The organism is Streptomyces sp. NPDC096152, assembly GCF_044763235.1.
Taxonomy (GTDB): domain Bacteria; phylum Actinomycetota; class Actinomycetes; order Streptomycetales; family Streptomycetaceae; genus Streptomyces.
Genome location: NZ_JBIWFW010000010.1, coordinates 176,517 through 200,863, shown reverse-complemented (window position 1 = coordinate 200,863; position 24,347 = coordinate 176,517). Strand labels below are relative to the sequence as shown.

General features: G+C 72.3%; 23 protein-coding genes. 1 reads left to right on the top strand and 22 read right to left on the bottom strand.

Annotated features, from left to right (window positions below; all coding sequences use genetic code 11):
* Positions 1-143: 143 nt before the first annotated feature.
* The 16 genes from whiG to ACIQ9G_RS31270 all read right to left on the bottom strand — a co-directional run bounded on the left by whiG (position 144) and on the right by ACIQ9G_RS31270 (position 12,951).
* Positions 144-980 carry an RNA polymerase sigma factor WhiG gene (gene whiG / locus ACIQ9G_RS31345; protein ID WP_392194359.1) on the bottom strand — a complete coding sequence of 279 codons (837 nt, stop codon included), beginning with the start codon at positions 978-980 and terminating at the stop codon, positions 144-146.
* Positions 981-1,253: 273 nt separating this feature from the next.
* Complete coding sequence (gene dprA / locus ACIQ9G_RS31340) at positions 1,254-2,414, bottom strand: DNA-processing protein DprA (RefSeq protein WP_403616284.1); 1,161 nt, start codon at positions 2,412-2,414, stop codon at positions 1,254-1,256.
* Positions 2,411-4,036, bottom strand: a complete 1,626-nt coding sequence (locus ACIQ9G_RS31335; protein WP_403616281.1) for a YifB family Mg chelatase-like AAA ATPase — start codon at positions 4,034-4,036, stop codon at positions 2,411-2,413. The genes dprA and ACIQ9G_RS31335 overlap by 4 nt, the downstream gene beginning before the upstream one ends.
* Positions 4,036-4,398 carry a YraN family protein gene (locus ACIQ9G_RS31330; protein WP_403616278.1) on the bottom strand — a complete coding sequence of 121 codons (363 nt, stop codon included), beginning with the start codon at positions 4,396-4,398 and terminating at the stop codon, positions 4,036-4,038. The genes ACIQ9G_RS31335 and ACIQ9G_RS31330 overlap by 1 nt, the downstream gene beginning before the upstream one ends.
* Positions 4,399-4,528: 130 nt before the next feature.
* Positions 4,529-4,837 carry a DUF2469 domain-containing protein gene (locus ACIQ9G_RS31325; RefSeq protein ID WP_018102380.1) on the bottom strand — a complete coding sequence of 103 codons (309 nt, stop codon included), beginning with the start codon at positions 4,835-4,837 and terminating at the stop codon, positions 4,529-4,531.
* A gap of 56 nt (positions 4,838-4,893) precedes the next feature.
* Complete coding sequence (locus ACIQ9G_RS31320; protein WP_403616275.1) at positions 4,894-5,409, bottom strand: NUDIX hydrolase; 516 nt, start codon at positions 5,407-5,409, stop codon at positions 4,894-4,896.
* Between the two features lie 148 nt (positions 5,410-5,557).
* The gene (gene lepB, locus ACIQ9G_RS31315) at positions 5,558-6,340 is read right to left on the bottom strand and encodes a signal peptidase I (RefSeq protein WP_403616272.1); all 783 of its coding nucleotides are present in this window, start codon (positions 6,338-6,340) and stop codon (positions 5,558-5,560) included.
* 181 nt (positions 6,341-6,521) lie between these two features.
* The gene (gene lepB / locus ACIQ9G_RS31310) at positions 6,522-7,532 is read right to left on the bottom strand and encodes a signal peptidase I (protein WP_403616269.1); all 1,011 of its coding nucleotides are present in this window, start codon (positions 7,530-7,532) and stop codon (positions 6,522-6,524) included.
* Positions 7,420-8,517: a signal peptidase I gene (lepB, locus tag ACIQ9G_RS31305; protein WP_403616267.1), complete on the bottom strand. Its 1,098-nt coding sequence runs from the start codon at positions 8,515-8,517 to the stop codon at positions 7,420-7,422. Before lepB (ACIQ9G_RS31305) ends, lepB (ACIQ9G_RS31310) begins: the two co-directional genes overlap by 113 nt.
* A complete protein-coding gene (gene lepB, locus ACIQ9G_RS31300; RefSeq protein ID WP_403616264.1) occupies positions 8,510-9,325 on the bottom strand; it encodes a signal peptidase I in 816 nt (271 codons plus the stop codon). Before lepB (ACIQ9G_RS31300) ends, lepB (ACIQ9G_RS31305) begins: the two co-directional genes overlap by 8 nt.
* A 45-nt stretch (positions 9,326-9,370) precedes the next feature.
* A complete protein-coding gene (gene rplS / locus ACIQ9G_RS31295; RefSeq protein ID WP_356191714.1) occupies positions 9,371-9,721 on the bottom strand; it encodes a 50S ribosomal protein L19 in 351 nt (116 codons plus the stop codon).
* Positions 9,722-9,855: 134 nt separating this feature from the next.
* Complete coding sequence (gene trmD, locus ACIQ9G_RS31290; protein WP_403616262.1) at positions 9,856-10,689, bottom strand: tRNA (guanosine(37)-N1)-methyltransferase TrmD; 834 nt, start codon at positions 10,687-10,689, stop codon at positions 9,856-9,858.
* A complete protein-coding gene (rimM, locus tag ACIQ9G_RS31285) occupies positions 10,689-11,237 on the bottom strand; it encodes a ribosome maturation factor RimM (protein WP_356191708.1) in 549 nt (182 codons plus the stop codon). The genes trmD and rimM overlap by 1 nt, the downstream gene beginning before the upstream one ends.
* A gap of 81 nt (positions 11,238-11,318) precedes the next feature.
* Positions 11,319-11,558: an RNA-binding protein gene (locus ACIQ9G_RS31280; protein WP_030612780.1), complete on the bottom strand. Its 240-nt coding sequence runs from the start codon at positions 11,556-11,558 to the stop codon at positions 11,319-11,321.
* A 5-nt stretch (positions 11,559-11,563) separates the two neighbouring features.
* The gene (gene rpsP / locus ACIQ9G_RS31275; protein WP_403616258.1) at positions 11,564-11,986 is read right to left on the bottom strand and encodes a 30S ribosomal protein S16; all 423 of its coding nucleotides are present in this window, start codon (positions 11,984-11,986) and stop codon (positions 11,564-11,566) included.
* 368 nt (positions 11,987-12,354) lie between these two features.
* Positions 12,355-12,951 carry a hypothetical protein gene (locus ACIQ9G_RS31270; RefSeq protein ID WP_361297628.1) on the bottom strand — a complete coding sequence of 199 codons (597 nt, stop codon included), beginning with the start codon at positions 12,949-12,951 and terminating at the stop codon, positions 12,355-12,357.
* Between the two features lie 646 nt (positions 12,952-13,597).
* Here ACIQ9G_RS31270 and ACIQ9G_RS31265 point away from each other — a divergent pair.
* Positions 13,598-14,455 carry an SAM-dependent methyltransferase gene (locus tag ACIQ9G_RS31265; protein ID WP_403616256.1) on the top strand — a complete coding sequence of 286 codons (858 nt, stop codon included), beginning with the start codon at positions 13,598-13,600 and terminating at the stop codon, positions 14,453-14,455.
* A 116-nt stretch (positions 14,456-14,571) separates the two neighbouring features.
* Here ACIQ9G_RS31265 and ftsH read toward each other — a convergent pair whose 3' ends face one another.
* The 6 genes from ftsH to ACIQ9G_RS31235 form a co-directional block, all read right to left on the bottom strand.
* Positions 14,572-16,512, bottom strand: a complete 1,941-nt coding sequence (gene ftsH, locus ACIQ9G_RS31260) for an ATP-dependent zinc metalloprotease FtsH (protein WP_403616253.1) — start codon at positions 16,510-16,512, stop codon at positions 14,572-14,574.
* 137 nt (positions 16,513-16,649) lie between these two features.
* Positions 16,650-18,197: a signal recognition particle protein gene (ffh, locus tag ACIQ9G_RS31255; protein ID WP_403616251.1), complete on the bottom strand. Its 1,548-nt coding sequence runs from the start codon at positions 18,195-18,197 to the stop codon at positions 16,650-16,652.
* 81 nt (positions 18,198-18,278) lie between these two features.
* On the bottom strand, positions 18,279-20,795 hold the full coding sequence (locus ACIQ9G_RS31250) for a [protein-PII] uridylyltransferase (RefSeq protein WP_403616248.1): 2,517 nt from the start codon (positions 20,793-20,795) through the stop codon (positions 18,279-18,281).
* Positions 20,796-20,820: 25 nt separating this feature from the next.
* Complete coding sequence (locus tag ACIQ9G_RS31245) at positions 20,821-21,159, bottom strand: P-II family nitrogen regulator (RefSeq protein ID WP_007493361.1); 339 nt, start codon at positions 21,157-21,159, stop codon at positions 20,821-20,823.
* The gene (locus ACIQ9G_RS31240) at positions 21,156-22,496 is read right to left on the bottom strand and encodes an ammonium transporter (RefSeq protein WP_403616245.1); all 1,341 of its coding nucleotides are present in this window, start codon (positions 22,494-22,496) and stop codon (positions 21,156-21,158) included. The genes ACIQ9G_RS31245 and ACIQ9G_RS31240 overlap by 4 nt, the downstream gene beginning before the upstream one ends.
* Positions 22,497-22,851: 355 nt before the next feature.
* Positions 22,852-24,336, bottom strand: a complete 1,485-nt coding sequence (locus ACIQ9G_RS31235; RefSeq protein WP_403616243.1) for a hypothetical protein — start codon at positions 24,334-24,336, stop codon at positions 22,852-22,854.
* Positions 24,337-24,347: the final 11 nt, after the last annotated feature.

The window sequence follows — 24,347 nt, the reverse complement described above, 5'->3', positions numbered from 1 at the left end:
CGGGCGGGCGGACGAGGGTCCGGCGGCACCGCAGGAGGAAGAGCGGACGGCCGGAGGGCCGGGGCGGGCGGGCCGGCCGGGACGCCTCGGGCGGCGGGTGGTGCCGGCACCGCCGGTGGGCGGACTTGGGACGGCGGTGGTGATCAGCGGCCGAAGCTCGCCAGTTTCGCGCGCAGCTGGAGCACCGACTTGGTGTGGATCTGGCTGACCCGGCTCTCGGTCACCCCGAGCACGTTGCCGATCTCGGCGAGCGTGAGGCCCTCGTAGTAGTACAGCGTGACGACGGTCTTCTCGCGCTCCGGCAGGGTGTTGATCGCCCGTGCCAGGAACCGCCGCAGCTCGCGGTCCTCGGCGACCTCCACCGGGTTGTCGGCGGCGGTGTCCTCCAGCGTGTCCATGAAGCTCAGCCCGTCCTCGCCGCCGACGTGCAGCAGCTCCTCCAGGGCCACCACGTTGGCTAGCGACAACTGGCTGAACACGGCGTGGAGTTCGTCCACCGCGATGCCCATCTCGGCGGCCACCTCCACCTCCGTCGGCGTGCGCCGCAGCCGCGCCTCCAGGGTCGCGTAGGCCCGCTCCACGTTGCGCGCCTTCTGCCGGACCGACCGCGGGATCCAGTCCAGCGCCCGCAGCTCGTCGATCATCGCGCCGCGGATCCGCGTGATCGCGTAGGTCTCGAACTTGATCTCGCGGTCGACGTCGAACTTCTCGATCGCGTCGATCAGCCCGAAGACCCCGGAGGACACGAAGTCCGCCTGCTCCACATTGGGCGGCAGCCCCACGCTGACCCGCCCTGCCACGTACTTCACCAGGGGCGAGTAGTGCAGGATCAGCTGCTCCCGTAACCGGTCGTCCCCCGTCGCCTTGTACGACCGCCACAACTCGTCGAGCGTCGAGGGAGCGGGCGGCCGCACGCTGCCACCGTCGCGGGCGGCTGGGGGGATCGCCGCCCGGTCGGACCCGGAGGTGTGCTGGGGCATTCGTCGCCTTGTGCCGTTCTGCCGTGGAGTGCGGGGGCCTGGGTGAGGGTGTCGGTCTGGTGCCGGGATCGGGTTTCTGTGCCGGAATCCTCGTGAGCGTAGCGTGACTGGGGTGTCGCGGTGCGCGAACGGCGGGGCGCGAGGCGTGCGCAGATTCGTTCCGTTGGGTGTCCCGCGCCGGTCGCGTCCGTCACCGTCGGTGACCGGCACCACTCTCAACTGCGGTGATTCCGCCAGCCGTCGGCATTCGCCCGGACGGCCGAACACGCTCGGTCAGCACTCGCTCCGCCCGGCGTGAACGGAGATCATCGCCTGGCGTGTCAACTTCCAGCCGTCGCCCTGTCGTTCGACATACCCAAGTGATCGGAGTTCGTACAGTCTCGCGATCGCGTCGTCCGGGGTGGTCCGGGCCCCGCGCGCGATCTCGGCCGCCGTGGCCGCACCGCGGCCGGGCAGCGCGGCCAGGACCTGCCGGGCGTCCGGTTCCAGCAGGTCACGGGGCAGCACCGGGCCGCGCCGGTCCGGTGCCAGCTCGCCCATGTCGCCGACCAGCTCGATCACCTCCGCGGCGTCGCCGACCAGTCCCGCTCCGTCGCGCAGCAACTCGTGCACCCCGGCGGAGAGGACGCTGGTGGCCGGCCCGGGGACGCCCATGGTGTGGCGCCCCAGCCGCCGCGCCGCCCGCGCGGTGACCAGCGAACCGCTGCGATAGGCCGCCTCGACGACCACGGTGCCGCGGGTGAGCGCGGCGATGACCCGGTTGCGGACCACGAACCGGCTCGGCGTCGGATGCTCGCCGGGCGGCAACTCCCCAACCACCAGACCCTGTTGGGCGATACGCGTGATCAGCCCGGTGTGCCCGCGCGGGTAGGGCCGGTCGACACCGCAGGCCAGTACGGCGACGGTGGCGCCGCCCGCGCCGAGCGCGCCGCGATGGGCCGCACCGTCGACGCCGTAGGCCCCGCCGGAGACCACGACCCAGCCGCGCTCGGCGAGGCCGGCGGCGAGGGTGGCGGCCATGTGGGCCCCGTACCCCGTGCAGGCCCGGGCGCCCACCACCGCGACCGAGCGCAGCGCCCATATCCGCAGGCTGGGCCTGCCGCGCACCCACAGCCCCGTGGGGCGCGCGTCCCCCAGGTCGTCGAGCTGCGCGGGCCACTCGGTGTCGCCGGGCCGCACGAACCGCACGCCGGCGCTCCGCGCGAGAGCCAGATCCCGCTCGGGCGCGGCGCGGACGGCCCGCGCGCGCAGTCCCGCCCAGCGCTTGTCCGACACCCCGTCCAGGCGCGGGCCGTCCTCCCGCAGCCGGCGCGCCACCTCCACCGCCCCGAACTCGCGCACCCACCGCCCGCCCACCTCGTCCCCGGGTTCGAGGACCCGGCCGAGGAAGACCCGGGCGAGCAGTTCGGCGTCGGGGCCGTCCTCGGCGCTCACGTCAGCGCTCCGATCGCCATCGGGGCGCCCCGCGGCACTCCGGTGCGCAGGTGCAGGGCCAGGGCGACGTCGGTCGCGTCGGGCCGGTCGTGGCCGACGAGGTCCGCCACGGTCCAGGCGACCCGCAGGACGCGATCGAGACCGCGGGCGGTCAGGACACCGCGTTCCAGAGTCCGCTCGGCCTCGTCCAGCGCGCCGGGCGCCGCGTGCCAGCGGTTGCGCAGCTCCCGTCCGGGCACCTCGCTGTTGGTGCGCCAGGGAGTGCCCGTGAGCCGCGCCGCCGCGCGTTCCCGGGCGGTACGCACCCGGTCGGCGACCGTCGCCGTGGACTCCCCGGCGGCGCCGCGCCGGCTGAGTTCGGCCCGGGTGACCGGGTCGACCTCGACCCGGAGGTCGACCCGGTCGAGCAGCGGGCCGGAGATCCGGGCCTGGTAGCGGCGGATCGCCGAGGGCGGGCACTCGCACAGGGAGTCCCGCAGCGAGAAGCGTCCGCACGGGCACGGGTTGGCCGTGAGCACCATCAGGAACCGGGCCGGGAACCGCACGACCCCGGCACTGCGGGCGATCACGACATGGCCCGCCTCCAGGGGCTGGCGCAGGGCGTCGAGCGCCCGGCCGCTGAACTCCGGGGCCTCGTCCAGAAACAGCACGCCCCGGTGCGCCAGCGACACGGCACCGGGTCGGGCCACGCCGGGGCCGCCTCCGACCAGGGCCTGCATCGTGGCCGAGTGGTGCGGGGCGCAGTAGGGGGCCGTGTCGATCAGCGGCTTGCCGGGCGGCAGCAGCCCGGCCACCGAGTGCACCGCCGTGACCTCCAAAGACTCCTCGCGGCCGAGCGGGGGCAGGACGGCGGGCATCCGCTCCGCGAGCATGGTCTTGCCCGCGCCCGGCGGCCCCTCCAGGAACAGGTGGTGTCCGCCCGCCGCGGCGACCTCCACCGCCGTACGCGCCGAGGTCTGGCCGACGACGTCGGCGAGGTCGTGCCCGTGGTCCTGCTGTGCGGCGCCCACGCCGTGCATGCCGGTGGCCGCGCCGGTGCCCGGCATGCGCAGGCCGGCCAGGAGCGGGTCCGGGCGCCCCTGTTCCTCCGGCTCCTCCTCGGGGACGGGCTCGTCGGTCAGCACGGCGATCAGTTGCCGCAGGCTGCGGACGCCGAGGACGGAGATGCCGGGCACGAGTGAGGCCTCGGCGGCGGCGCACTCGGGTACGACCACCTGCTCGTAGCCCGCGTCCGCCGCGGCCAGCACCGCGGGCAGGATGCCCCGCACCGGCCGGACCCGCCCGTCCAGACCCAGCTCTCCGATCATCACGATGTCGGCGAGGACCCGTGGGTCGATCCGCTCCGCGGCGCCGAGCACCGCGCAGGCGACGGCCATGTCGAAGCCGCTGCCCGCCTTCGGCACCGAGGCCGGGCTCAGCCCCACCGTGAGCTTCTTCTGCGGCCACTCGGCGCCGGAGTTCACCACCGCCGCCCGCACCCGGTCGCGGCTCTCCGTCAGGCTCTTGTCCGGGAGGCCGACCAGGGTGAAGGCCGCGACGCCGGGTTCCAGGTCGGCCTGGACCTCGACGACCACGCCCTCGACGCCGACGAGGGCGACCGCACACGTTCGGGCGAATCCCATCAGGACACCCCCCGCGCGTGCTCGACCACGGGCGCGCCGCGCCGGGGCAGGACGATGCCGACCAGGTCGATGCGGACGCCTCCCGGAGGGGCCCCTCCGTGCGTCTGGATCCAGCGCTCGGCCAGGCTCCGCAGCCGCTCGGCCTTCTGCGGCGTGACGGCGGCCATCGGCCGGCCGAAGGCCCCCGCCCTGCGGGTCTTCACCTCGCAGACGACCAGGGCGTCGCCGTCCCGGGCGACGATGTCGATCTCGCCGGTCCGGCCGCAGCGCCAGTTGCGCGCCAGGACCGTCATTCCGCCCTCGGCCAGCCGTCGCGCGGCCAGCTGCTCCCCGTACCTGCCGAGTGCACTGCGTGCGTTCATGTCGGCACCACCTCCGGCGCCCACGGTCACGCATCCGCCCCAAAGAAGTGGATCTTGGTGGGCTACCCGGCGGTTGTGGACAACTCCGTCACTCACACGGGTGAGCGAGGTGAGAGACGGAGACCGGCGATCAGCCGCTCGGCAGCTCCAGGTCGCTCTTGTTCAGCTCCTCGATGTTCACATCCTTGAATGTGAGGACGCGTACCTGCTTCACGAAACGGGCCGGCCGGTACATGTCCCACACCCAGGCGTCCGCCATGGACACCTCGAAGAACACCTCACCCTGGACCGAGTGGACCTGCATCTCGTAGTCGTTGGTGAGGTAGAAACGCCGCTCGGTCTCGATCACGAATTTGAACAGACCGACGACATCGCGGTACTCCCGGTAGAGCTTCAGCTCCATCTCGGTCTCGTACTTTTCGAGGTCCTCGGCGCTCATGGCATGTTCCCCTTCAGCCGTGCGGTCCCCCCATTGTGCGCCAGTCCCGCGGAGCCCTAGACGATTTCCGTGTCCAGGGTTACGGGCCCGGCCGGGGGACCTTCGTCGAGCAGTGTGCGCAGCAGCTCGGCGAGTCTGGTCGGATACACCGTCTCATGCGCCCGGTGCAGTTCCCGGCACGTCCACCAGCGCGCTCCGGAGACACTGCGCCGCTCCAGCTCGGTGAGGGCCACCGCCGCGGTCGCCGTCTGGGTCGTACGGGCCAGGTAGTACCACTCGTCCTGGTCCCAGCGTCGGCCCGCGAACGGGAACGAGCACGTCCGGCGCCACAGCACCGGGCCGAGCTCGACCTCGGTGATGCCCGTCTCCTCCGCGAGTTCCCGGAGTGCGGCCTCCTCGCGCGTCTCGTCGCCCTCCAGACCGCCGCCGGGGGTGAACCACCAGTCGTCGGCCGGGTCGTCCGGCTCGTGCCCGTGCAGCAGGAGGATGCGGTCCTCGGGGTCGAGCAGGACCACCCGGGCCACCCTCCGCAGCCCGCCGCCGCCCCCAGCCGGGTCCGCACCGGCCCGCACGGCCGGGTCGGCCCCCGCGTCCGGTGCAAGACCGGCACCGGCGACCGAGGCCGGACCCCCACCGGCGTCCGAAGCCGGGTCAACCCCATTCTCCGACGCCGAAGCCGGATCCGCCCCGCCCTCCGAGGCCGAAGCCGTGTCCGCCGCCTCAGCGGGCACCGGCGGGCTCCGTCCGGGCACGGGCCCGCGAGCCGCCCAGCAGCTTGGCGATCGGACCGTAGGCGCCACCGGCGAGAACGAGGGCGGCCCCGACGACGATGAGGAGCACCATCGTGCGCAGCGGGCCCGGCTGGGACAGCGTGCCGAGGGCCTGGAAGCCCGAGGGACGCTCCAGCATGCCGTTCGCGGGCCAGACGACGGCGTCGACCCGGGCGGTCACGGCGTCGCGGGAGACGGTGCCCTTCGCGGCGTCGGTGAGGTGGGCGGTGGAGTCCAGGGAGCCCTGCCGCTCGTCGCCGAGCAGGAACAGGCGGCCCTCGGGCACCTTCACGGTCGGGAAGTTCGTGGCCTCGGCGAGACCGCCCTTCAGATAGGGCTCGTCGATCCGCTTGCCGTTGACGGTCAGCTTGCCCTGCTTGCAGCAGGAGACCGTGTCGCCGCCGACGGCGACCACGCGCTTGACCAGGGGGGCGTTGGTCACCCAGGACTTGTCGGTGAAGACGACGACGTCGCCGCGGCGCACCTCATCGCCCGCGACGCGCTGGGCCAGCACCCGGTCGCCGATGTTGATGGTCGGCGTCATGGAGCTGGTGGGCACGGTGTACGGGCGGTAGACCACCGCCGCCCACGCGAATCCGGCGAGGAACAGCACCAGTCCCAGTGCCACCGCCACTCCGGACAGCCGCTGCCCGGTCCTGCCGCCCGCCTGGCCCTTGCCGGTGCCTGTGCCGCCGCTTCGCGGGGCCGTACGCGTCGTGCTCTCGCCACCCATGGACCCGCACCCTACCGGGCGGTACCGGAACCGGGCAGCCCCTCTTCCGGTACCCGGGCCACAAGCTCCACAAGGGTTTCACGGGAAGGGGCCGCCGAAGCGGAAGCCCGGGACCCGGGCGTCCGCACGGTCGCGGCGCAGATGCCACGCGGGCCCGGCCCACGGCCCGAGGCCGGTCGGCTCAGCGGTTCCCCGTCGCCGTCGTGGTCCCGGCCTTCCAGGGCTCCGCCGCGCCGGTCCGCCTGCGCCGCCAGACGACCACCGGAAGCACCGCGGTGAGCGCCACGCCCTGCGGGGCCACCGTCAGCGCGCCGGCCGCCGAGGGCTGCTGCAGCCCCTGCTGGTCGAAGGTGTCCGGCACCGGCAGGGTGCCCCAGCGGTTGATCGGCCAGGCCTTCACGATGGCGCGGCCGACGACCTCGTTCACCGGGACCATGCCGTGGTGCCTGTCGTTCTGGTTGTAGCGCGAGTCGCGCGAATTCTGCCGGTGGTCGCCCATCACCCAGATGTAGCCCTTGGGCACCGTGACCTTGAACTGGCCGCCCTGGTCGTCCTGGCTGCACGGGGTGTTGCCCGCGTACACGTAGGTCTGCTCGTCGAGCGCCTTGCCGTTGACCTTGAGCGGGCCGGTGCCCTCGCACTCGATGGTGTCGCCGCCCACGCCGATGACGCGCTTGATGAGGTCCTTCTCCTCCGCGGACGGCATCAGGCCGATCCAGCTGAGGAAGGTCTGCAGCGCGTTGGGGCTGCTGGTCGGCTCGCCGGCCAGCCAGTCGTCCGGGTCGTGGAAGACGACGACCTCGCCGCGCTTCGGCTCGGAGCCGAACCACGGGGTCAGCTTGTCGACCAGGACGCGGTCGCCGCGCTGCAGGGTGTTCTGCATCGAGTCCGAGGGGATGGAGAACGCCTGTACGAGGAAGGTCTTGATCAGCAGCGCGAGCACCAGCGCGATACCGATCAGAATGGGCAGCTCCTTCCAGAAGGAGCGCGGCTTGTTCCGCTGCCGGGACCCGCCGCCGGCGCCCTGTTCATCGCTCTGGTTCTGCTCCGTCACCGTGCCGTCCTCGGGTGTTCCGGACTCACTCCCGGAGGTCACGGCGTTGTTCGCGGCGGACACCGCCGCTTCCACGGGACGTCCGCGGTGCTCCTCGCCGTCGTGTCCGGACCGTGCGCCAACCGCCACATCCCCCACGCCAACTCCTTACTCCGTGCCGCCGCCCGCACCGTGCCCGGTGCAGGCCCACCACTCCCATAACGAGCGGGAGTTCCGCAGGGGTCGGGAGCTGAACCGATCCGTTCGGATGGTCGGGATCAACCCTATGCGACAGCCGGGCGGCGGTGGTCGACCCGGCCGTCGCGTCGGACACCGAGGCGAAGGTCGGAGGTTCTTTCAGCGTGGTCCAGTGGCCCACCGGCCAGCCGATGAACATGGCCCGGCCAACCACGGAACTCTCGGCCACCGTGCCGCCGTAGGCGGTGTCCTGGTGGGCGCGGGAGTCGGCGGAGTTGCCCCGGTGGTCGCCCATCACCCACAGCCGGCCCGGGGGGACGGTGATGTCGAACCGCGCGTCGGACGGGGCGTTGCCCGGAAAGAGGTAGCCCCCCTCGTTCAGGGGAACGCCGTTGACGGTGACGCGTCCCTGGGCGTCACAGCACTTGACGTGGTCGCCGCCGACGCCGACGACCCGCTTGATGAGGTCCTTCTCGTTGTCGGACGGCAGCAGGCCGATGAAGGTGAGCCCCTCCTTGACCTGCTTGACGACGACGGGGTCGTTCTTCGGCGGGGTCTGCTCGCCCGCCAGCCAGCCGCCCGGGTCGTGGAAGACCACGACGTCGCCGCGCTGGGGCTTGGAGCCGAACCAGGGGGTCAGCTTGTCGACCAGGACGCGGTCGCCGATGCGGATCGTCTGCTCCATGGAGCCGGACGGGATCACGAAGGCCTGGACGAGGAAGGTTTTCAGCACCAGCGCGATGAGGACGGCGACGCCGACCAGAAGCGGTATCTCCCGCACGGCGGAGCGCCTGCGCTTCCGCTTGACCTTGCGCTGGAGCTTGCGGCGCTCGGCCCGGCTGCGGCCGCCGCCGCCGGCCGGGGCGCCAGCGCGCCGGGCCCCCGTGGGCAGGAGGTTCTCGGCGGCGCCGACGGAGACGCCGCGTGGTTTGCCGCGGTTACCCATGCGCGCCGTCCGCGGCCGTCGGCCCCGCGGCCGCGGCGGCGTGCGGCCGCGCGGAAACGGGTTCGTCCGACGCGGCGACCGGCACGCGCGCCGGGGCGGGCGCGTCCGCCGCGGCGGGTACGCGCGCGTAGGCGCCCGGGCGGTGCAGGCGGGTCCAGTGGCCGAGCGGCCAGACGATCGCCTCGGCCCGGCCGATCACGGCACCGACGGGGATCATGCCGCCGCCGGGTGAGCCGAGGTGGTCGCGGGAGTCGCGGGAGTCGCTGCGGTGGTCGCCGAGGACGAACAGGGTGCCGTCGGGCACGACGACGTCGAAGGGCACCGTGGAGGGACTGTCGCCGGGGTGGAGGAATGTCGACTCGTCGACCGACCGGCCGTTCACCCGGATCCTCCCGTCCTTGTCACAGCAGACCACGTGGTCTCCCCCTACGCCCACGACGCGCTTGATGTAGTCGGCGTCCCCGAAGTACCCGGTGCCGTCGAACACGACGACATCGCCCCGCCGCGGCCCGGCACCGAAACGGTACGCCAACTTATTTACGAGAACGCGGTCCCCGATCCTCAATCCCTGCTCCATGGATCCGCTCGGAATCTGGAACGGTTGCGCCACGAACGTGTTGAGGAGCAGCAAAGAGGCCAGACAGACGAACACGGTCAGGGTGATCCGCCCGCCCGGCAGCCAGTCCGCGAGGCGTGACACCAACGGAAAACGCGACCGGTCCTCCGGCCCCTCGGTATCCGGGGTCTTGCCGGATCCAGAGGGGCGGGACGAGCGGTCGCGCTCCGTCGGCTGTGCTTCGGTGTCCATCGGGGCCAGATGCTATCCGGCCCCGCCGCGGACTCCGGGAGGCGCTCAGCTGTCGCGCTTCTCCTTGATCTTCGCGGCCTTGCCGCGCAGCTCACGGAGGTAGTACAGCTTGGCGCGACGCACGTCACCGCGGGTGACGAGCTCGATCTTCTCCACGATCGGGGTGTGCACCGGGAAGGTGCGCTCGACGCCGACAGAGAAGGAGACCTTGCGGACCGTGAAGGTCTCGCGGACGCCGGCCCCCTGGCGGCGGATCACCACACCCTTGAACTGCTGGACACGGGAGCGGTTGCCCTCGATGACGCGCACGTGCACGTTGACGGTGTCGCCCGGACGGAACGCGGGGACGTCCTCGCGCAGCGACGCGGCGTCGACGGAGTCGAGCAGGTGAGACATTTCGTCTGCTTTCTTCGCTGATGCCACAGGTCATCAACGGGAACTAGATGTTCGGGATGAGCGCTGTGCCCGTCGGGGCGGGCGTCGTGTCCCCCTGTGGCAGGGGCGCACGCCGAACGGCGCACAGCAGCGGCCTATTCTTCCACGCCCCCGGTCCTGCGCCAAAATCGGCCGTACCGCTCCCCTTCCGGGTCCGGTTCCCAGCCCAGGATGGACAGCATCTCCCGGTCCTTCTTGTCGAAGACCTCGGGGTGGCAGTGCTCGATGAGGTCGGGCCGGTTCGCCGCCGTGCGCTTCAGGGCCTCGTCGCGGCGCCAGCGGGCGATCTTCCCGTGGTGGCCGCTGAGCAGCACGTCGGGGATGTCCCGGCCGCGCCACTGGGGCGGCTTGGTGTGGACGGGGCCCTCCAGGAGGGCGGCCATGGCGCCGGGTGCGAAGGAGTCGTCCCGGTGGGACTCGGCGTTGCCGAGGACGCCGGGCAGCAGGCGGGCGACCGCCTCCGTGATGACCAGCACGGCCGCCTCGCCGCCGGCGAGGACGTAGTCGCCGATGGACACCTCGTACACCGGCATCCGGGTCGCGTACTCGTCCGTCACTCGCCGGTCGATGCCCTCGTAGCGGGCCGGCGTGAAGATCAGCCAGGGGCGCTCGGAGAGCTCCACGGCGAGCTTCTGGGTGAAGGGACGGCCGCTGGGCGTCGGGACGATCAGGGCCGGCTCCCGGGCGCCCGTCTCGTAGCCGTCGGCGAGGACCGTGTCCAGGGCGTCGCCCCAGGGCTCGGTCTTCATGACCATGCCCGGGCCGCCGCCGTAGGGCGTGTCGTCGACCGTGTGGTGCCGGTCGTACGTCCAGGTCCGCAGGTCGTGCACCCGCACGTCCAGCTGCCCGCGCGCGCGGGCCTTGCCGACCAGGGAGACGTTCAGCGGTTCGAGGTACTCGGGGAAGATCGTGACGACGTCGAGCCGCATCAGGACTCGTCCTCGTCCCGGGAGGACACGATCTCCGCCCTGTCGTCGATCAGGCCGGGCGGCGGGGCGACGACCGCCCGCTGCTCCTCCAGGTCGATCTCGGTGACGATCTCCTGCACGAACGGGATCATCACCTCGCTGCCGTCGGGCCGCTCGACGATGAAGAGGTCCTGCGAGGGCAGGTGGGAGATCTCCGTGATCCGTCCGACCTCCGTGCCGTCCTCGGTGACGACGTCCAGGTCGATCAGCTGGTGATCGTAGTACTCGTCCTCCTCCTCGGGCGTCTCGGCCGGGTCCACCTCGGCGATCAGGAGGGTGTTGCGCAGCGCCTCGGCGGCGTTGCGGTCGCGTACGCCCTCGAAGCGCAGGAGGAGGCGGCCGCTGTGGACACGGCCGGTTTCGATGGTGAGCGGTCCGGCGGAGGCCGGGTCGGTGGCGAGGACGGCGCCCGGCCCGAGCCTGAGCTCCGGCTCGTCGGTACGCACCTCCACGGTGACCTCGCCCTTGATGCCGTGGGCGCGGCCGACGCGAGCGACTACCAGCTGCACTTCTACAGGTCTCCGTTCATACGACTGCGGGCCGGGGACGGCCCAGTGGCCCTCCCCGGCCCGAGCCGGTTGCGATAAGCGTCAGCGGACGTCGTCCACGTCGACGAGGTCGACCCGGACGCCGCGGCCGCCGATGGCGCCCACGACGGTGCGCAGGGCGCGTGCGGTGCGGCCGTTGCGGCCGATCACCTTGCCGAGGTCGTCGGGGTGGACCCGGACCTCGAGCACGCGTCCGCGACGCAGGTTGCGCGAGGCGACCTGCACATCGTCAGGGTTGTCGACGATGCCCTTCACGAGGTGCTCAAGCGCCTCTTCGAGCATGTTGCTCAGGCCTCGGTGGACTCGGAGGACTCGGCGGCGGCCTCGTCCTTCTTCTCGGCCTTCTTCTTCTGGGTGATCGCCTCACCCTTGCCCTCGTCGTCGCCGCCGAGAGCCTCGAACGACGGACGCGTGGCCTTCTCCTGCGGCTGCAGCAGCGGGGCCGGGGCGGGCTCGCCCTTGAACTTCTGCCAGTCGCCGGTCTTCTTCAGGATGGCGAGCACGGGCTCGGTCGGCTGGGCGCCGACGGAGAGCCAGTACGCCACACGCTCGGCGTTGACCTCGATGCGCGAGGGGTTCTGCACCGGGTGGTACAGACCGATCTCCTCGATGGCCCGGCCGTCACGGCGGGTACGGGAGTCGGCGACGACGATGCGGTAGTGAGGCGAACGGATCTTGCCCAGACGCTTCAGCTTGATCTTGACTGCCACGGGAGTGGGTTCTCCTGGTTTGACGTGGTGGGGCACTGCGGAAATGCCGCGTGGGGCTGCGGTACCCGAGTGGCCCGACGGACGCGTCAGCCGGAGGAGAGAGGGGTCCTGTGCGGCTGTCGAGTACAGCTTGCCATTGTGCCACACCCCAGGGGGCCCTTTCCCCCGAGGGTCGGGAAGGGTGCGCGGGCATGACTGAGGAGCACCCGGCGCCACGGCGACGGCCGTACGCCGGCTGCTCACCCCGGTGGCGCGGATGCCGTCCCGCGCCCGCCCGTGCCGTCCCGCGGCACGTCCGCCCGCGGGACGGCGGGGCCGGCCGGCCCCGCCGCAAGCTCCGACCGCGGCTGCCACGAGCAGCCGCGGTGTCAGCCTGCCGCCGCGCCGACCACTTCGGGGATGCGGAACGGCTTCCCGCAGCCTCCGCACACGATCGGCGCCTGGGCCAGCACCGACGGGACGACCCGTACGTTGCGGCCGCAGTCGCAGACCGCCTTGACCCGGACTCCGCCGCCGGAGGAGCCGTGGCGGGCGGCCGGGCCGCGGAAGCTGCGGGCCGTGTCGGCGGCGGTCGCCGCCGTGTGGGCCTTCAGCGCGCGCTGAAGGCGCTCGATCGTCGGGCGGTAGCGCCGCTTCGCCTCGGGGCTGAGCGTGACCAGGGAGAAACCGCTGCTCGGGTGCGGCTCCTCGGGGTGGTCCAGGCCCAGCTCCTCGGCGATCGCGAGGAACCTGCGGTTGTGGTAGCGGCCGGCGCGCGAGGTGTCGCGGACTCCGCGCGCGGCGGCGATGCCGTGGACTGCCTCATGGAGCAGTCGCTCGAAGGAGAGTTCGTGACCGCACGCGGACGACGACTCTCCGATCAGGGACTCAGGCGCGGCAAGGTCCGGCAGCTCGGGGTGGTACCGCTGAATGTCGGCCCACGCCTGTGCCAGCTCTGCGGCGAGAACAGGTGGTGTCGTGCTCACGTAATGACAACGAGCCTCGGTGCCGCTGTGTTCCTATTCCGGGGCATCCCAAATAATTTGCACGTACCCGTCAGTTGCCGCTGATGCGTGCTGACGAGGGCGGGTGCGCTGATCTGCGGAGAAGCCTCACAGCTCGTACCAAGCTGGTGCGTAGTTCCGCGTACGGTCCCGCGCGTAGGAGATCCGTACGCTCCGGTGCGGCTGCGACCGGGCGGTGCGCAAGAGGCGTTTCGGTCGCTCTCCGACCGGGAGGGGACACCTCGGTCAGCGCACACGACGACCGCGACGTTACCGGGTGCGCCGCCGGCGTGGGGCACCGCCCCGTGAACGGCGGGCGGACAGCGCGGGGACCTTGGCCGAAACCGTGTGGCCGCCCCCGACCGCGCGAGGGGGCCTCGGGGACAGTACGTCTCGCGGCGGCAAACGCGACTCGACGTCACCGCCGCGCGTCATTTTCAGGCCATTCGTATTACCGGAATGTGAAATATCGCCACTGGCATGTGCAACCCTCAAGCCGGGCCCCGCAACCCCTGGACGCACGGGAAGGCGCGGAGTTTGCTGGCCTACGGGAGTGCGAGCGCACTGCACGGGGGCCACAGGAATCGGGCACAGCGGCAACTCTCGTCGGCGATTGGGGCGCTTATCCATGACACCTACGCTCGTGCGACAGCACGTACGTCACGCGGGACGGTCGCCCCGCGTGGATCAGCGTGCACGCGCGCGTGACTGGTCCGAGATCCAGGAGCGGATGCTGGTTCCGCTCTACGAGTCCGTCTACGAACGTCTGGAAGTGGGCGCGGGCACGCGGCTGCTCGGGCTCGGCTGCGGCTCCGGGCTCGCCCTGCTGATGGCGGCCTCCAGAGGAGCGGCGGTGACCGGTGTCGACTCCGCCGGCCCCGAACGGCTCGCCCTGGCCCGGCAGCGGCTGCTGCCGCAGTCGTGGGACCGGCCCCCGCGCGCGGGGGCCAGGATCGTCCACGGGTCGCCCCGGGACGTCGCCGACGCGGAGGGCCCCGCGTTCACCGTGGTGACCGCCTTCGAGCCCATCGGGTGCCTGACGGGCGACGCCGAGGGGCTGAGCGGGCTGCTCACCGCGGCGGCACCGCTCGCGGAGCGCGGGGCGGCGGTCGTGCTGGCCGGCTGGGGCCCGCCGGAGCGCTGCGCCACGTCGTCCGTGCTGCGGGTGGCGGCGAGACTGGCCGACCCGCAACGCGGTCCGGGCGGCTGGCGGCCCACCCTGCGGGACGATCTGGAGGAGGTGGCCCAGCGGGCCGGACTGCGGGCGGACGGATCCGGCCGGGTCTCCTGCCCCTTCGGCTACGCCGACGTGGACAGCGCCGTGCGCGGCCTGAAGTCGACCGGGCTGTTCGACGCGGCGGACGGGACGACCGACCAGGCACAGGTAGACAAGGAGCTGACGGAGGCGCTGCACGCGCACCGGCGGCAGGACGGCACGGTATGGATGCCGAACGTGTTCCGCTACCTGATCGCGCGGACCCCGTGACGCCCGTGCCGGTACGGCCTACGGACCAGGTGTGCTGGCCCGGGACGTGGGTGACACGCGTGCCACGCGTGACACGCGTGCTGGGTGCGTCTGCGGCATGATCCGCCGGACAGGTCCTAAGCGTCCGCGTCCTTCTTCGCGTTCGTGCGCGGGATTCCGGCGATCCGGTAGGCGTCGGCCTCCTCCAGGGTCTCGTTCTCCAGCAGGGACTCCGTCAGGGCGTCGAGCTGCCGGCGGTGGACCCGGAGCTTGTGGCAGGCCTCGTCGTAGCACTCCTCGACGAGGCGCCGCATCTCGTCGTCGATCACGTCCAGGGTCCGCGGGGCGGCCGACAGCCCGTACGCCTGCTGCGCGTCGCTCGGCAGGGCGGACAGCCGGCCCACCCGCTCGCTCATGCCCCAGCGGGCGACCATGCCGCGCGCGATGTTGGTGACCTGTTCCAGGTCGCTCTCGGAGCCCGTGGTGACCACCCCGTAGACCACGTACTCCGCCGCCATGCCGCCGAGGGCGCCGATGATGCGGCCGCGCAGGTACTCCTCCGAGTGCGCGTACCGCTCCGACTCGGGGGTCGAGAGCGTCACGCCCAGCGCCCGGCCGCGGGGCACGATGGTGACCTTGCGGACGGGGTCGGCGCCGGGCTGGAGCATGCCCAGCAGGGCGTGCCCGCTCTCGTGGTACGCCGTGCGCCGGCGGTCCTCCTCCGGCATCACCAGGGCCCGCTCGGCGCCCAGCTGCACCTTCTCCAGCGCCTCGGACAGGTCCGACTGGGTCACCGTCTCCTGCTTGCGCTTGACCGCGAGCAGCGCGGCCTCGTTGGCGAGGTTGGCCAGGTCCGCGCCGGTCATGCCGGGGGTCGTACGGGCCACCTGGGCCAGGTCCACGTCGGGGTCGAGCGGGATGCGGCGGGTGTGGATCGCGAGGATCGACTCACGCCCGGCGCGGTCCGGCGGGGAGACGTTGACGACCCGGTCGAAGCGGCCGGGCCGGGTCAGCGCCGGGTCGAGGATGTCGGCGCGGTTGGTCGCCGCGATGACGACCACGCCCTCCGAGCCGGAGAAGCCGTCCATCTCGGTGAGGATCTGGTTCAGGGTCTGCTCGCGCTCGTCGTGGCCGCTCACCGAGGCACCGCCGCCGCGGACCCGGCCGATGGTGTCGATCTCGTCGATGAAGATGATCGACGGCGCCACCTTGCGGGCCTCGGCGAACAGCTCCCGCACGCGGGAGGCGCCGACACCGACGATCATCTCGATGAACTCGGACGCGGAGGCGGAGAAGAACGGCACGCCCGCCTCGCCCGCCACCGCGCGCGCCAGCAGGGTCTTGCCGGTGCCGGGCGGGCCCGCGAGCAGCACGCCACGCGGCATCTTCGCGCCCATCCTGCGGTAGGCGTCGGGATGTTCCAGGAAGTCGACGACGTCGTCCAGCTCGCCCTTGACCTCGTCGATGCCGGCCACGTCGGCGAACGTCGTGCGCTGGGTGCCCGCCCGCAGCTCGACGGGTTTCGGCGGGGCCTTGCGGCCGAGCATCCCGCCCGGACCGCCGAGGCCGCCGGGACCGAACCGCCGCGCGATGAAGATCCACAGCGCCACCAGCACCGCGATGGGGATCAGCGAGATCAGCAGGTTGGACAGGAGGCTGCGCTCCTGCACGACCGGCCGCGCGGTCACCGTCACCCCGTGGCTGCTCAGGCTCTGCCAGAGCCGGTCCTGCGCGAAGGCCGGGCGCTGGGTGCGGAACTTGGTGTACCGCGCGCCGCCGTCCGGATTGGCCCGCGCGGTCTTGAGCTCGCCCTGGATCGCGTCGCCCTTGGAGTAGATCCTGGCGACGTTGCCGGCGTCGACCTGCCGGCTGAACTCCGTGTACGAGACCGTCGGTTCGTTGCCCCGGTTGAAGTAGGTCAGCCCCACATAGGCCAGCAGGAAAACCACGACCGCGGTGACGAGCAGGCCCCACCACCGCATCCTCCTGCCGCCGGACCGCCTGGGCGTCTCGTCCGGGGTGCCCTCGGTGCGCCACGGCCGGTCGGGGCCGTCACGGCGCGGCGCGGCATCGCTCATACCTCGGACGGTACGGCACCCACGGGGTCCCGGCACGCGCTGAGGGCGCCCCCCGGGGACCCGCGGGTACCCGGCACGCGTCGAGGGCGCCCCCGTGGGCCGGGGGCGCCCTCGACGTCGTCGATCCGCGGTGAGCGTCAGCCCATGAACTTCTTGAACTCGTCCGGCAGTTCGAAGTCCTGACCGCCCTGCTGCGGCAGCCCGAGGGCGCCGCCCTGGGCCGCGGCGGCGCGGCGGGCGGCCTCCTCCTGCTCCTGCTGCTTGCGCTTCATCGGGTTGCCGGAGCGCTGCTTGCCCTTGGCCTTCTTCGGCTGCTTCTTCGTCCGGCCGGGGCCGCCGCCCATGCCCGGGATCCCCGGCATACCGGGCATCCCGCCGCCCTGGGCCATGCGGGACATCATCTTGCGGGCCTCGAAGAACCGCTCGACCAGGTTCTTCACGGCGCTGACCTCGACGCCGGAGCCCTTGGCGATACGGGCGCGGCGGGAGCCGTTGATGATCGTCGGTTCCTGGCGCTCGCCCGGGGTCATCGACTTGATGATCGCGGCGGTGCGGTCGACGTCCCGCTCGTCGAGATTGTTGATCTGGTCCTTGATCTGGCCCATGCCCGGGAGCATGCCGAGCAGCTTGGAGATGGAGCCCATCTTCCTGACCTGCTCCATCTGGGCCAGGAAGTCGTCCAGGGTGAAGTCCTGGCCCTTCTTGGACGCCAGCTTGGAGGCCATCTTCTCGGCCTCTTCCTGGCTGAACGTCTTCTCCGCCTGCTCGATCAGGGTGAGCAGGTCACCCATGTCGAGGATGCGGGAGGCCATCCGGTCCGGGTGGAAGGCGTCGAAGTCGTCGAGCTTCTCGCCGTTCGACGCGAACATGATCGGCTTGCCGGTCATGTGCCGGATCGACAGGGCCGCGCCACCGCGGGCGTCGCCGTCGAGCTTGGAGAGCACCACGCCGTCGAAGCCGACGCCGTCACGGAAGGCCTCCGCCGTGTTGACGGCGTCCTGACCGATCATCGCGTCGACGACGAAGAGGATCTCGTCCGGCGAGACCGCGTCCCGGATGTCCGCGGCCTGCTGCATCATCTCCTGGTCGATGCCGAGGCGGCCGGCGGTGTCCACGATCACGATGTCGTGGACCTTGGTCCGCGCGTGCTCGATGGAGTCCTTGGCGACCTTGATCGGGTCGCCGACGCCGTTGCCCGGCTCGGGCGCGTAGACGGCGACGCCGGCGCGCTCGGCGACGACGCTCAGCTGGTTGACCGCGTTCGGGCGCTGGAGGTCGGCGGCGACCAGCAGCGGCGAGTGGCCCTGCTCCTTGAGCCAGCGGCCGAGCTTGCCCGCGAGGGTGGTCTTACCGGCACCCTGCAGACCCGCGAGCATGATCACGGTGGGCGGCTGCTTGGCGAAGCGCAGGCGCCGGGTCTCGCCGCCGAGGATGGTGACCAGTTCCTCGTTGACGATCTTCAGGACCTGCTGGGCCGGGTTCAGGGCGCGGGACACCTCGGCGCCGAGGGCACGCTCCTTGACGTTCTTGATGAACGCCCGGACGACGGGCAGCGCCACGTCCGCCTCGAGGAGCGCGATGCGGATCTCGCGCGCGGTGGCGTCGATGTCCGCCTCGGAGAGCCGTCCCTTGCCGCGCAGGTTCTTGAAAGTCGCTGACAGGCGATCGGAGAGAGTGTCGAACACGGCGCTCGCGGTCCTCGGGGTCGGGGATGGCTGGGAGAATCGCCCTCCAGGGTATCCCGGCCGGACAAAACCGGGTCACGGTCATGCGCGCAGCGTCTCCTCCAGCCGCCGCGCCACGGACGCCGCCTCCTCGCCAGGCAGCGGGAGACCCGCCGGACCGGTGACGTAGAAGGCGTCCACGGCGTTGGCTCCCAGGGTCGACACGTGCGCGCTGCGCACCCGGACCTTGGCGTCCTCCAGCGCCCGGCCGATGCGGAACAGCAGCCCGGGCGCGTCCTGGGCGCGGACCTCGATCACCGTGGCGTGCCGGGAGGCGGCCGGGGCGACCTTCACGCGCGCGGGGGGCGGCACGACGCCCCGACGGCGCGGGTAGGCGGCGTCCCGTTCGGCGAGGCGGCCCGCGATGTCCAGGGAGCCGTCGAGGGCGCGCACGAGGTCGGCGCGCAGCCGGGTGGCCTGGGGCAGGGAGCCGTACTCGGCGGCGACCCGCCAGTCCAGGAGCAGGACGGCGCCGTCGTCGACGTCGTGCGGGAGCTCCAGGGCGCGCAGCTCGGCCGTGCGGACGGTGAGCCTGTGCATCGCGAGGACACCGGCGACCGAGGGCAGCACGCCGGGCTGGTCGGGGACGGCGATGAGCAGTTCCACGCCGAGCGGCTCGGGCTCCCGCGCGGCGGCCGCCGCCCCCTCCTCGGTGGGCGGCTCGGTCTGGGCCCGCAGCGTCAGCACCGGGCCGCCGGTGCGGATCGCCTCGACGGCGAGCCGCTCCTGCTCGGCGGTGGGCGCGGCGGTGGGCTCGGGCTCGTCGGGCACGTCCCCGGCGAGGACCGCGGAGGCCCGCCGGACCAGGTCCGCGACCAGGGAGCCGCGCCAGGACGACCAGGCGGCGGGGCCGGTGGCGAGCGCGTCGGCCTCGGTCAGGGCGTGCAGCAGTTCCAGGGTGCTCTGGGTGCCGACCGCCTCGGCGACCGAGCGGACGGTGGCCGGGTCCTCCAGGTCGCGCCGGGTGGCGGTCTCGACGAGCAGTAGATGGTGGCGGACCAGGGTGGCGAGCACGGCCACGTCCGCGCGGTCGAAGCCGATTCGGGCCGCCACGTCCTTGGCGATGATCTCGCCGGCCAGGGAGTGGTCGCCGGGCCAGCCCTTGCCGATGTCGTGCAGCAGCGCGGCGACCAGGAGCAGGTCGGGGCGGCTGACGCGGCGGGTCAGCTCGGAGGCGCGCACGGCGGTCTCGATCAGATGCCGGTCGACGGTCCACAGGTGCACGGCGTTGCGCTGCGGGCGGCAGCGCACCCGCTCCCAGTCGGGCAGCAGGCGGGTGACCAGGCCCTCGGCCTCCAGGGCCTCCCAGACCTCGACGGTGGGGCGGCCGGAACCGAGCAGGGTGACGAGCTGCTCGCGGGCCTCGGCGGGCCAGGGCGAGGGCAGCGGGCGCACCGAGGCCGCCATGCGCCGTACGGCGTGCAGGGAGAGCGGCAGTCCGGCCTGCGCGGCGGCGGCCGCGGCGCGCAGCGGAAGCACGGGGTCGCGTTCGGGGCGCGCGGCGCGGGCGAGCACCACCTCGCCGTCCTGCTCCACGACCCCCTCGGCCAGCGGAGACCGCTCGACGCCCGGTTTCCCGCCTCCCGACGCCCTCCCGTCGCCCGCCACCACCCTTCTGAGGAAGTCGCTTCGCTCCCTCGCCATCTGGCGCAGTCTCGGCCGCACCGCGCGCGACCTGAGCACCCGCCCCACCTCGCGCCAGGTGACGTCACTGGCGTACGAGATGACCCGGGCCGATTCGTAGACCTGCCGCAGCAGGGTGTCGGCGTCCAGCAGGCCCAGCTCGGCCGCGACCTGGTCCTGCTCCTGTAGCGCGAGCCGGTCGGTGGCGCGCCCGGTCGTCAGGTGCAGGGCGTCGCGCACGTCGAGCAGCCGGCGGCGGGCGTCGGCGAGTCCCTCGCGCGGGGCGTCGGCCAGCCAGGAGGCGGCCACGGCGCGCAGGGCGGTGGCGTCGCGCAGGCCGCCGCGGGCCTCCTTCAGGTCGGGCTCCAGCAGGTACTGGAGCTCGCCCTGGCGTTCGGCGCGTCCGGAGCACAGCTCCTGGAGCTCGGGGAGACGCTTCGGCGCCTGGTTGCGCCAGTCGGCGAGGACCGCGGTGCGCAGGCCCGCCGTCAGGCCGAGGTCGCCCGCGATGTGCCGGGCGTCCAGCAGGCCCAGCTGGACCTTGAGGTCCTCGCCCGCCGTCCTGCGGGCCTCGGCCGGGGTGCGGACCGAGTGGTCGAGGTCGAGGCCGAGGTCCCAGACCGGGTACCAGAGGCGGTCGGCCAGGGCGGCGACCGCGCCGGAGTCGCCGCCGTCGTGCAGCAGGAGCAGGTCGAGGTCGCTGCGCGGGGACAGCTCCCCGCGGCCGTATCCGCCGACGGCGACCAGGGACACCCCACGCAGCGCCCCGGCCCCGGAGGTGAACAGGCCGGCCAGCCAGTCGTCGGTCAGTTCGGCGAGGGCCGCACGGCGCGGCGGCCCGGACCGCGCCCCCTCGGTGAGGAGGCGCAGCCGGGCCGCCGCGTACCCGCCGGGTCCCGAGTCCTCTGCTTCTTTCCGCACGTTCGTACTCGTCACCCAGCGACTCCTGTCCTTCAGCCGTTCAGAGCGCGTCCGGGCCGCGCTCGCCGGTCCGCACCCGGACGGCCGTCTCGACCGGGAGGGACCAGACCTTGCCGTCACCGATCTTGCCCGTGCGGGCCGCCTTGACCACGACGTCGATCAGCTGCTCGGCGTCGTCGTCCTCGACCAGCACCTCGATACGGATCTTGGGCACCAGGTCGACGGTGTACTCGGCACCGCGGTAGACCTCGGTGTGTCCCCGCTGACGACCGTAGCCGCTGGCCTCGGTGACCGTCAGGCCGTGGACGCCGAAGGCCTGCAGGGCCTCCTTGATCTCGTCGAGCCGGTGGGGCTTCACGACGGCGGTGATGAGCTTCATGCGTCCACCTTCTTGCTCTGCGCGGCGGCCGGGGCCGGGGCGGCGACGGTGCCGATGACGCCGCCACCCGCACCGCTGAAGTCGTATGCGGTCTCGGCGTGCTCGGCCTGGTCGATGCCGGAGATCTCCTCGTCCTCGGCGACCCTCATGCCGATCGTCTTGTCGAGGACGAAGGCGAGGATCGCGGAGGCGATCAGGGAGTAGGCGAGGACCGCGAACACACCGGCGCACTGCTTCCAGAACTGGTCCAGGCCGCCGCCGTAGAAGAGGCCCTTCACGTCGGACTGGCCCTTGCCGCTGGCGAAGAGGCCGATCAGCAGGGAGCCGGCGATTCCGCCGACCATGTGCACGCCGACCACGTCGAGCGAGTCGTCGTAGCCGAACCTGTACTTCAGGCCGACCGCCATGGCGCACAGGACACCGGCGATGGCGCCGACCGCGATCGCGCCGAGCGGGGAGACGGCACCGCCGGACGGGGTGATCGCGACCAGGCCGGCGACCGCTCCGGAGGCGGCGCCCAGCGTGGTGAACGCGCCGTGCCGGATCTTCTCGTAGGCGAGCCAGGCGAGCATGGCCGCGCCGGTGGCGACCTGGGTGTTGACGAACATCAGCGGGCCCACGCCGTCGTCGTTGCCGAGCCAGGAGCCCGCGTTGAAGCCGAACCAGCCGAACCACAGCAGGCCCGCGCCGAGCATGACCAGCGGGAGGCTGTGCGGGCGCATCGGGTCCTTCTTGAAGCCGACGCGCTTGCCGATGACGAGGATCACGCCGAGCGCCGCCGCACCGGCGTTGATGTGGACCGCTGTACCGCCGGCGAAGTCGATCACCCCGAGCTCGAAGGCCCAGCCGCCGGTGCCCCAGACCCAGTGGGCGACCGGGAAGTACACGACCGTGACCCACAGCACGAGGAACAGGGACCAGGCGGTGAACTTCACGCGGTCGGCGAGCGCACCGCTGATCAGGGCCGGCGTGATGATCGCGAACATCAGCTGGAACATGGCGAAGACGAAGACCGGGATGGTGTACCCGGGCCAGAGGTCCGTCTTGCCGATCCCGCTGAAGCCGACGTAGTCGCCGGTCCAGCCGAGGAGCGAGCCCTTGTCGGTGCCGAAGGCCATCGAGAAGCCGTACAGCACCCACAGGAGGGTCACTATGCCCAGGCTGATGAAGGACATCATCAGCATGTTCAGCGTGCTCTTGACGCGGACCATGCCTCCGTAGAAGAAGGCGAGGCCCGGGGTCATCAGCATCACCAGGGCGGAACAGATCAACATGAAGCCTGTGTTGGCGGACGACAGCTTGGGTGCGTCCGCCGCAAGCATGATGGCTGGTGCCATCGGCGTCTCCTCGTCGGTTGGTACGGCCCCGTGCGGGCGAAGCCTGAGCGGTGCGGTCTGTTGAGGGGTGGGCCGGTTATGCGCCCTGAGATTGGCGCAGCGCGGTTTCGGTCGACGCCCCTCGCTGTTTCGCCGCAGTGACGAAGGCGCCCTGTGTGTTACGCGTGGATGAATTGCGAGATGCCCGGCCGCGCGATCGTTATCGTGGCGCAACCTTCTCCGCGGGAAGGCGCACGCTTCTCCGCGGCAAGAGGAACCGGCCGCGGCGGCCTTCCGATGACCTGGCATGGGGGAGCCGAGTCGGGCAGTTCGGGAGGGCCGGCCGCGGCCGGGGTCTGGTGGGTCCGGGTGGGGGTCAGACCGCCTCGGCGGTCTCCGGCAGCTCGACGGCGAGCTGCTCGGTGAGGTCGACGACCTCGGCGAGATCCCCGTAGTCGCGCACCGCGTTGTCGACGGTCTTGCGGATACGGGTGTTCACCCGTTCGGAGCGGACCTTCTTGGCGATCCGCATGGCCTGCGTCGCGTACTCCGTGCTCTGCTCGGGCTCGCGCCGCAGCAGGTGCACGGTGGCCATGCCGATCAGGTTCAGCGCGTACGACCGCTGGTGCTCGGGGTCGTCGGCGAAGAGCCGCACGGCCTTCTCCATCAGCGGCTCGGCCAGCGAGGCGTAGGTGGGGCTGCGGCCGGCGACGTAGGCGAGGTCGCGGAAGGAGTGGGAGTTCTCGCCGTGCAGCTCGGCCTCGGAGAAGAAGCGGATCCAGTCGGGGTCCGGCTCGTCCCAGTCCCCGGCGTCGGCGAAGGAGTCCTCGGCCATCCGCACCGCCCGCTTGCACCGGCCGGGCTGACCCATGTTGGCGTAGGCGCGGGCCTCCATCGCATACAGCATGGACTGGGTGCGCGGGCTCGCGCAGTCGCGGCTGCCGTACTGCGCGAGGTGGATGAGCTCCAGGGCGTCCTCGGGGCGGCCGAGGTGGATCATCTGGCGGCTCATGCTGGACAGCACGTAGGAGCCGAGCGGCTTGTCGCCGGCCTCCTTGGCGGCGTGCAGGGCGAGCACGAAGTACTTCTGCGCGGTGGGCTGGAGCCCGACGTCGTAGCTCATCCACCCCGCCAGTTCGGCCAGTTCGGCGGCGACCTTGAACAGGCGGCGGGTGGTGGCCTCGGGCTGGGGCTCCTGGAGGAGGTCGGTCACCTCGTGCAGCTGGCCGACGACCGCCTTGCGGCGCAGGCCGCCACCGCACTGGGCGTCCCACTGGCGGAACATCACGGTGGTGGACTCCAGCAGCTCCAGCTCGGGCCGGGAGAGCCGGCCGGGGCGGCGGGCGGCGGCCGGCGGCTCGGGCTCCTGGAGCGGGGCGGGCGGGGACGGCACGAGCCAGCGCTGCAACGGCTCGATGAGGGACGGGCCCGCGGACAGGGCCAGCGAGCTCCCGAGGAAGCCGCGCCGCGCCAGCATCAGGTCGCTGCGCGAGAACTCGCTCAGCAGGGCCACGGTCTGCGGGCCCGTCCACGGCAGGTCGACCCCGATCGCGGAGGGCGACGGGCGGGCGGCGCGCAGGCCGAGGTCCTCCACCGACACCACACAGCCGAAGCGCTCGGAGAACAGCTCCGACAGGATCCTGGGGATCGGCTCGCGCGGGTTCTCCCCGTCCAGCCAGCGCCGTACGCGCGAGGTGTCGGTGGAGATGTGGTTGGCGCCCAACTGGCGTGCACGGCGGTTGGCTTGGCGGGCCAGCTCGCCCTTGGACCAGCCGCTGCGCACGAACCAGGAGGTGAGCAGCTCGTTGGGGCGCCTGTCCGCGCTCGCAGCGTTCGTCCCGCCACCGCCGTTGCCGCTCACTGGAACGCCCC

What these genes read in the sequence shown, in the direction of transcription:
- whiG (WP_392194359.1), bottom strand. Translation starts at nt 980, where the DNA reads ATGCCCCAGCACACCTCCGGGTCCGACCGGGCGGCGATCCCCCCAGCC.
- ACIQ9G_RS31335 (WP_403616281.1), bottom strand. Translation starts at nt 4,036, where the DNA reads ATGGGATTCGCCCGAACGTGTGCGGTCGCCCTCGTCGGCGTCGAGGGC.
- ACIQ9G_RS31330 (WP_403616278.1), bottom strand. Translation starts at nt 4,398, where the DNA reads ATGAACGCACGCAGTGCACTCGGCAGGTACGGGGAGCAGCTGGCCGCG.
- ACIQ9G_RS31325 (WP_018102380.1), bottom strand. Translation starts at nt 4,837, where the DNA reads ATGAGCGCCGAGGACCTCGAAAAGTACGAGACCGAGATGGAGCTGAAG.
- lepB (WP_403616272.1), bottom strand. Translation starts at nt 6,340, where the DNA reads ATGGGTGGCGAGAGCACGACGCGTACGGCCCCGCGAAGCGGCGGCACA.
- lepB (WP_403616267.1), bottom strand. Translation starts at nt 8,517, where the DNA reads ATGGGTAACCGCGGCAAACCACGCGGCGTCTCCGTCGGCGCCGCCGAG.
- lepB (WP_403616264.1), bottom strand. Translation starts at nt 9,325, where the DNA reads ATGGACACCGAAGCACAGCCGACGGAGCGCGACCGCTCGTCCCGCCCC.
- rplS (WP_356191714.1), bottom strand. Translation starts at nt 9,721, where the DNA reads ATGTCTCACCTGCTCGACTCCGTCGACGCCGCGTCGCTGCGCGAGGAC.
- trmD (WP_403616262.1), bottom strand. Translation starts at nt 10,689, where the DNA reads ATGCGGCTCGACGTCGTCACGATCTTCCCCGAGTACCTCGAACCGCTG.
- ACIQ9G_RS31280 (WP_030612780.1), bottom strand. Translation starts at nt 11,558, where the DNA reads ATGCTCGAAGAGGCGCTTGAGCACCTCGTGAAGGGCATCGTCGACAAC.
- ACIQ9G_RS31265 (WP_403616256.1), top strand. Translation starts at nt 13,598, where the DNA reads ATGACACCTACGCTCGTGCGACAGCACGTACGTCACGCGGGACGGTCG.
- ftsH (WP_403616253.1), bottom strand. Translation starts at nt 16,512, where the DNA reads ATGAGCGATGCCGCGCCGCGCCGTGACGGCCCCGACCGGCCGTGGCGC.
- ACIQ9G_RS31245 (WP_007493361.1), bottom strand. Translation starts at nt 21,159, where the DNA reads ATGAAGCTCATCACCGCCGTCGTGAAGCCCCACCGGCTCGACGAGATC.
- ACIQ9G_RS31240 (WP_403616245.1), bottom strand. Translation starts at nt 22,496, where the DNA reads ATGGCACCAGCCATCATGCTTGCGGCGGACGCACCCAAGCTGTCGTCC.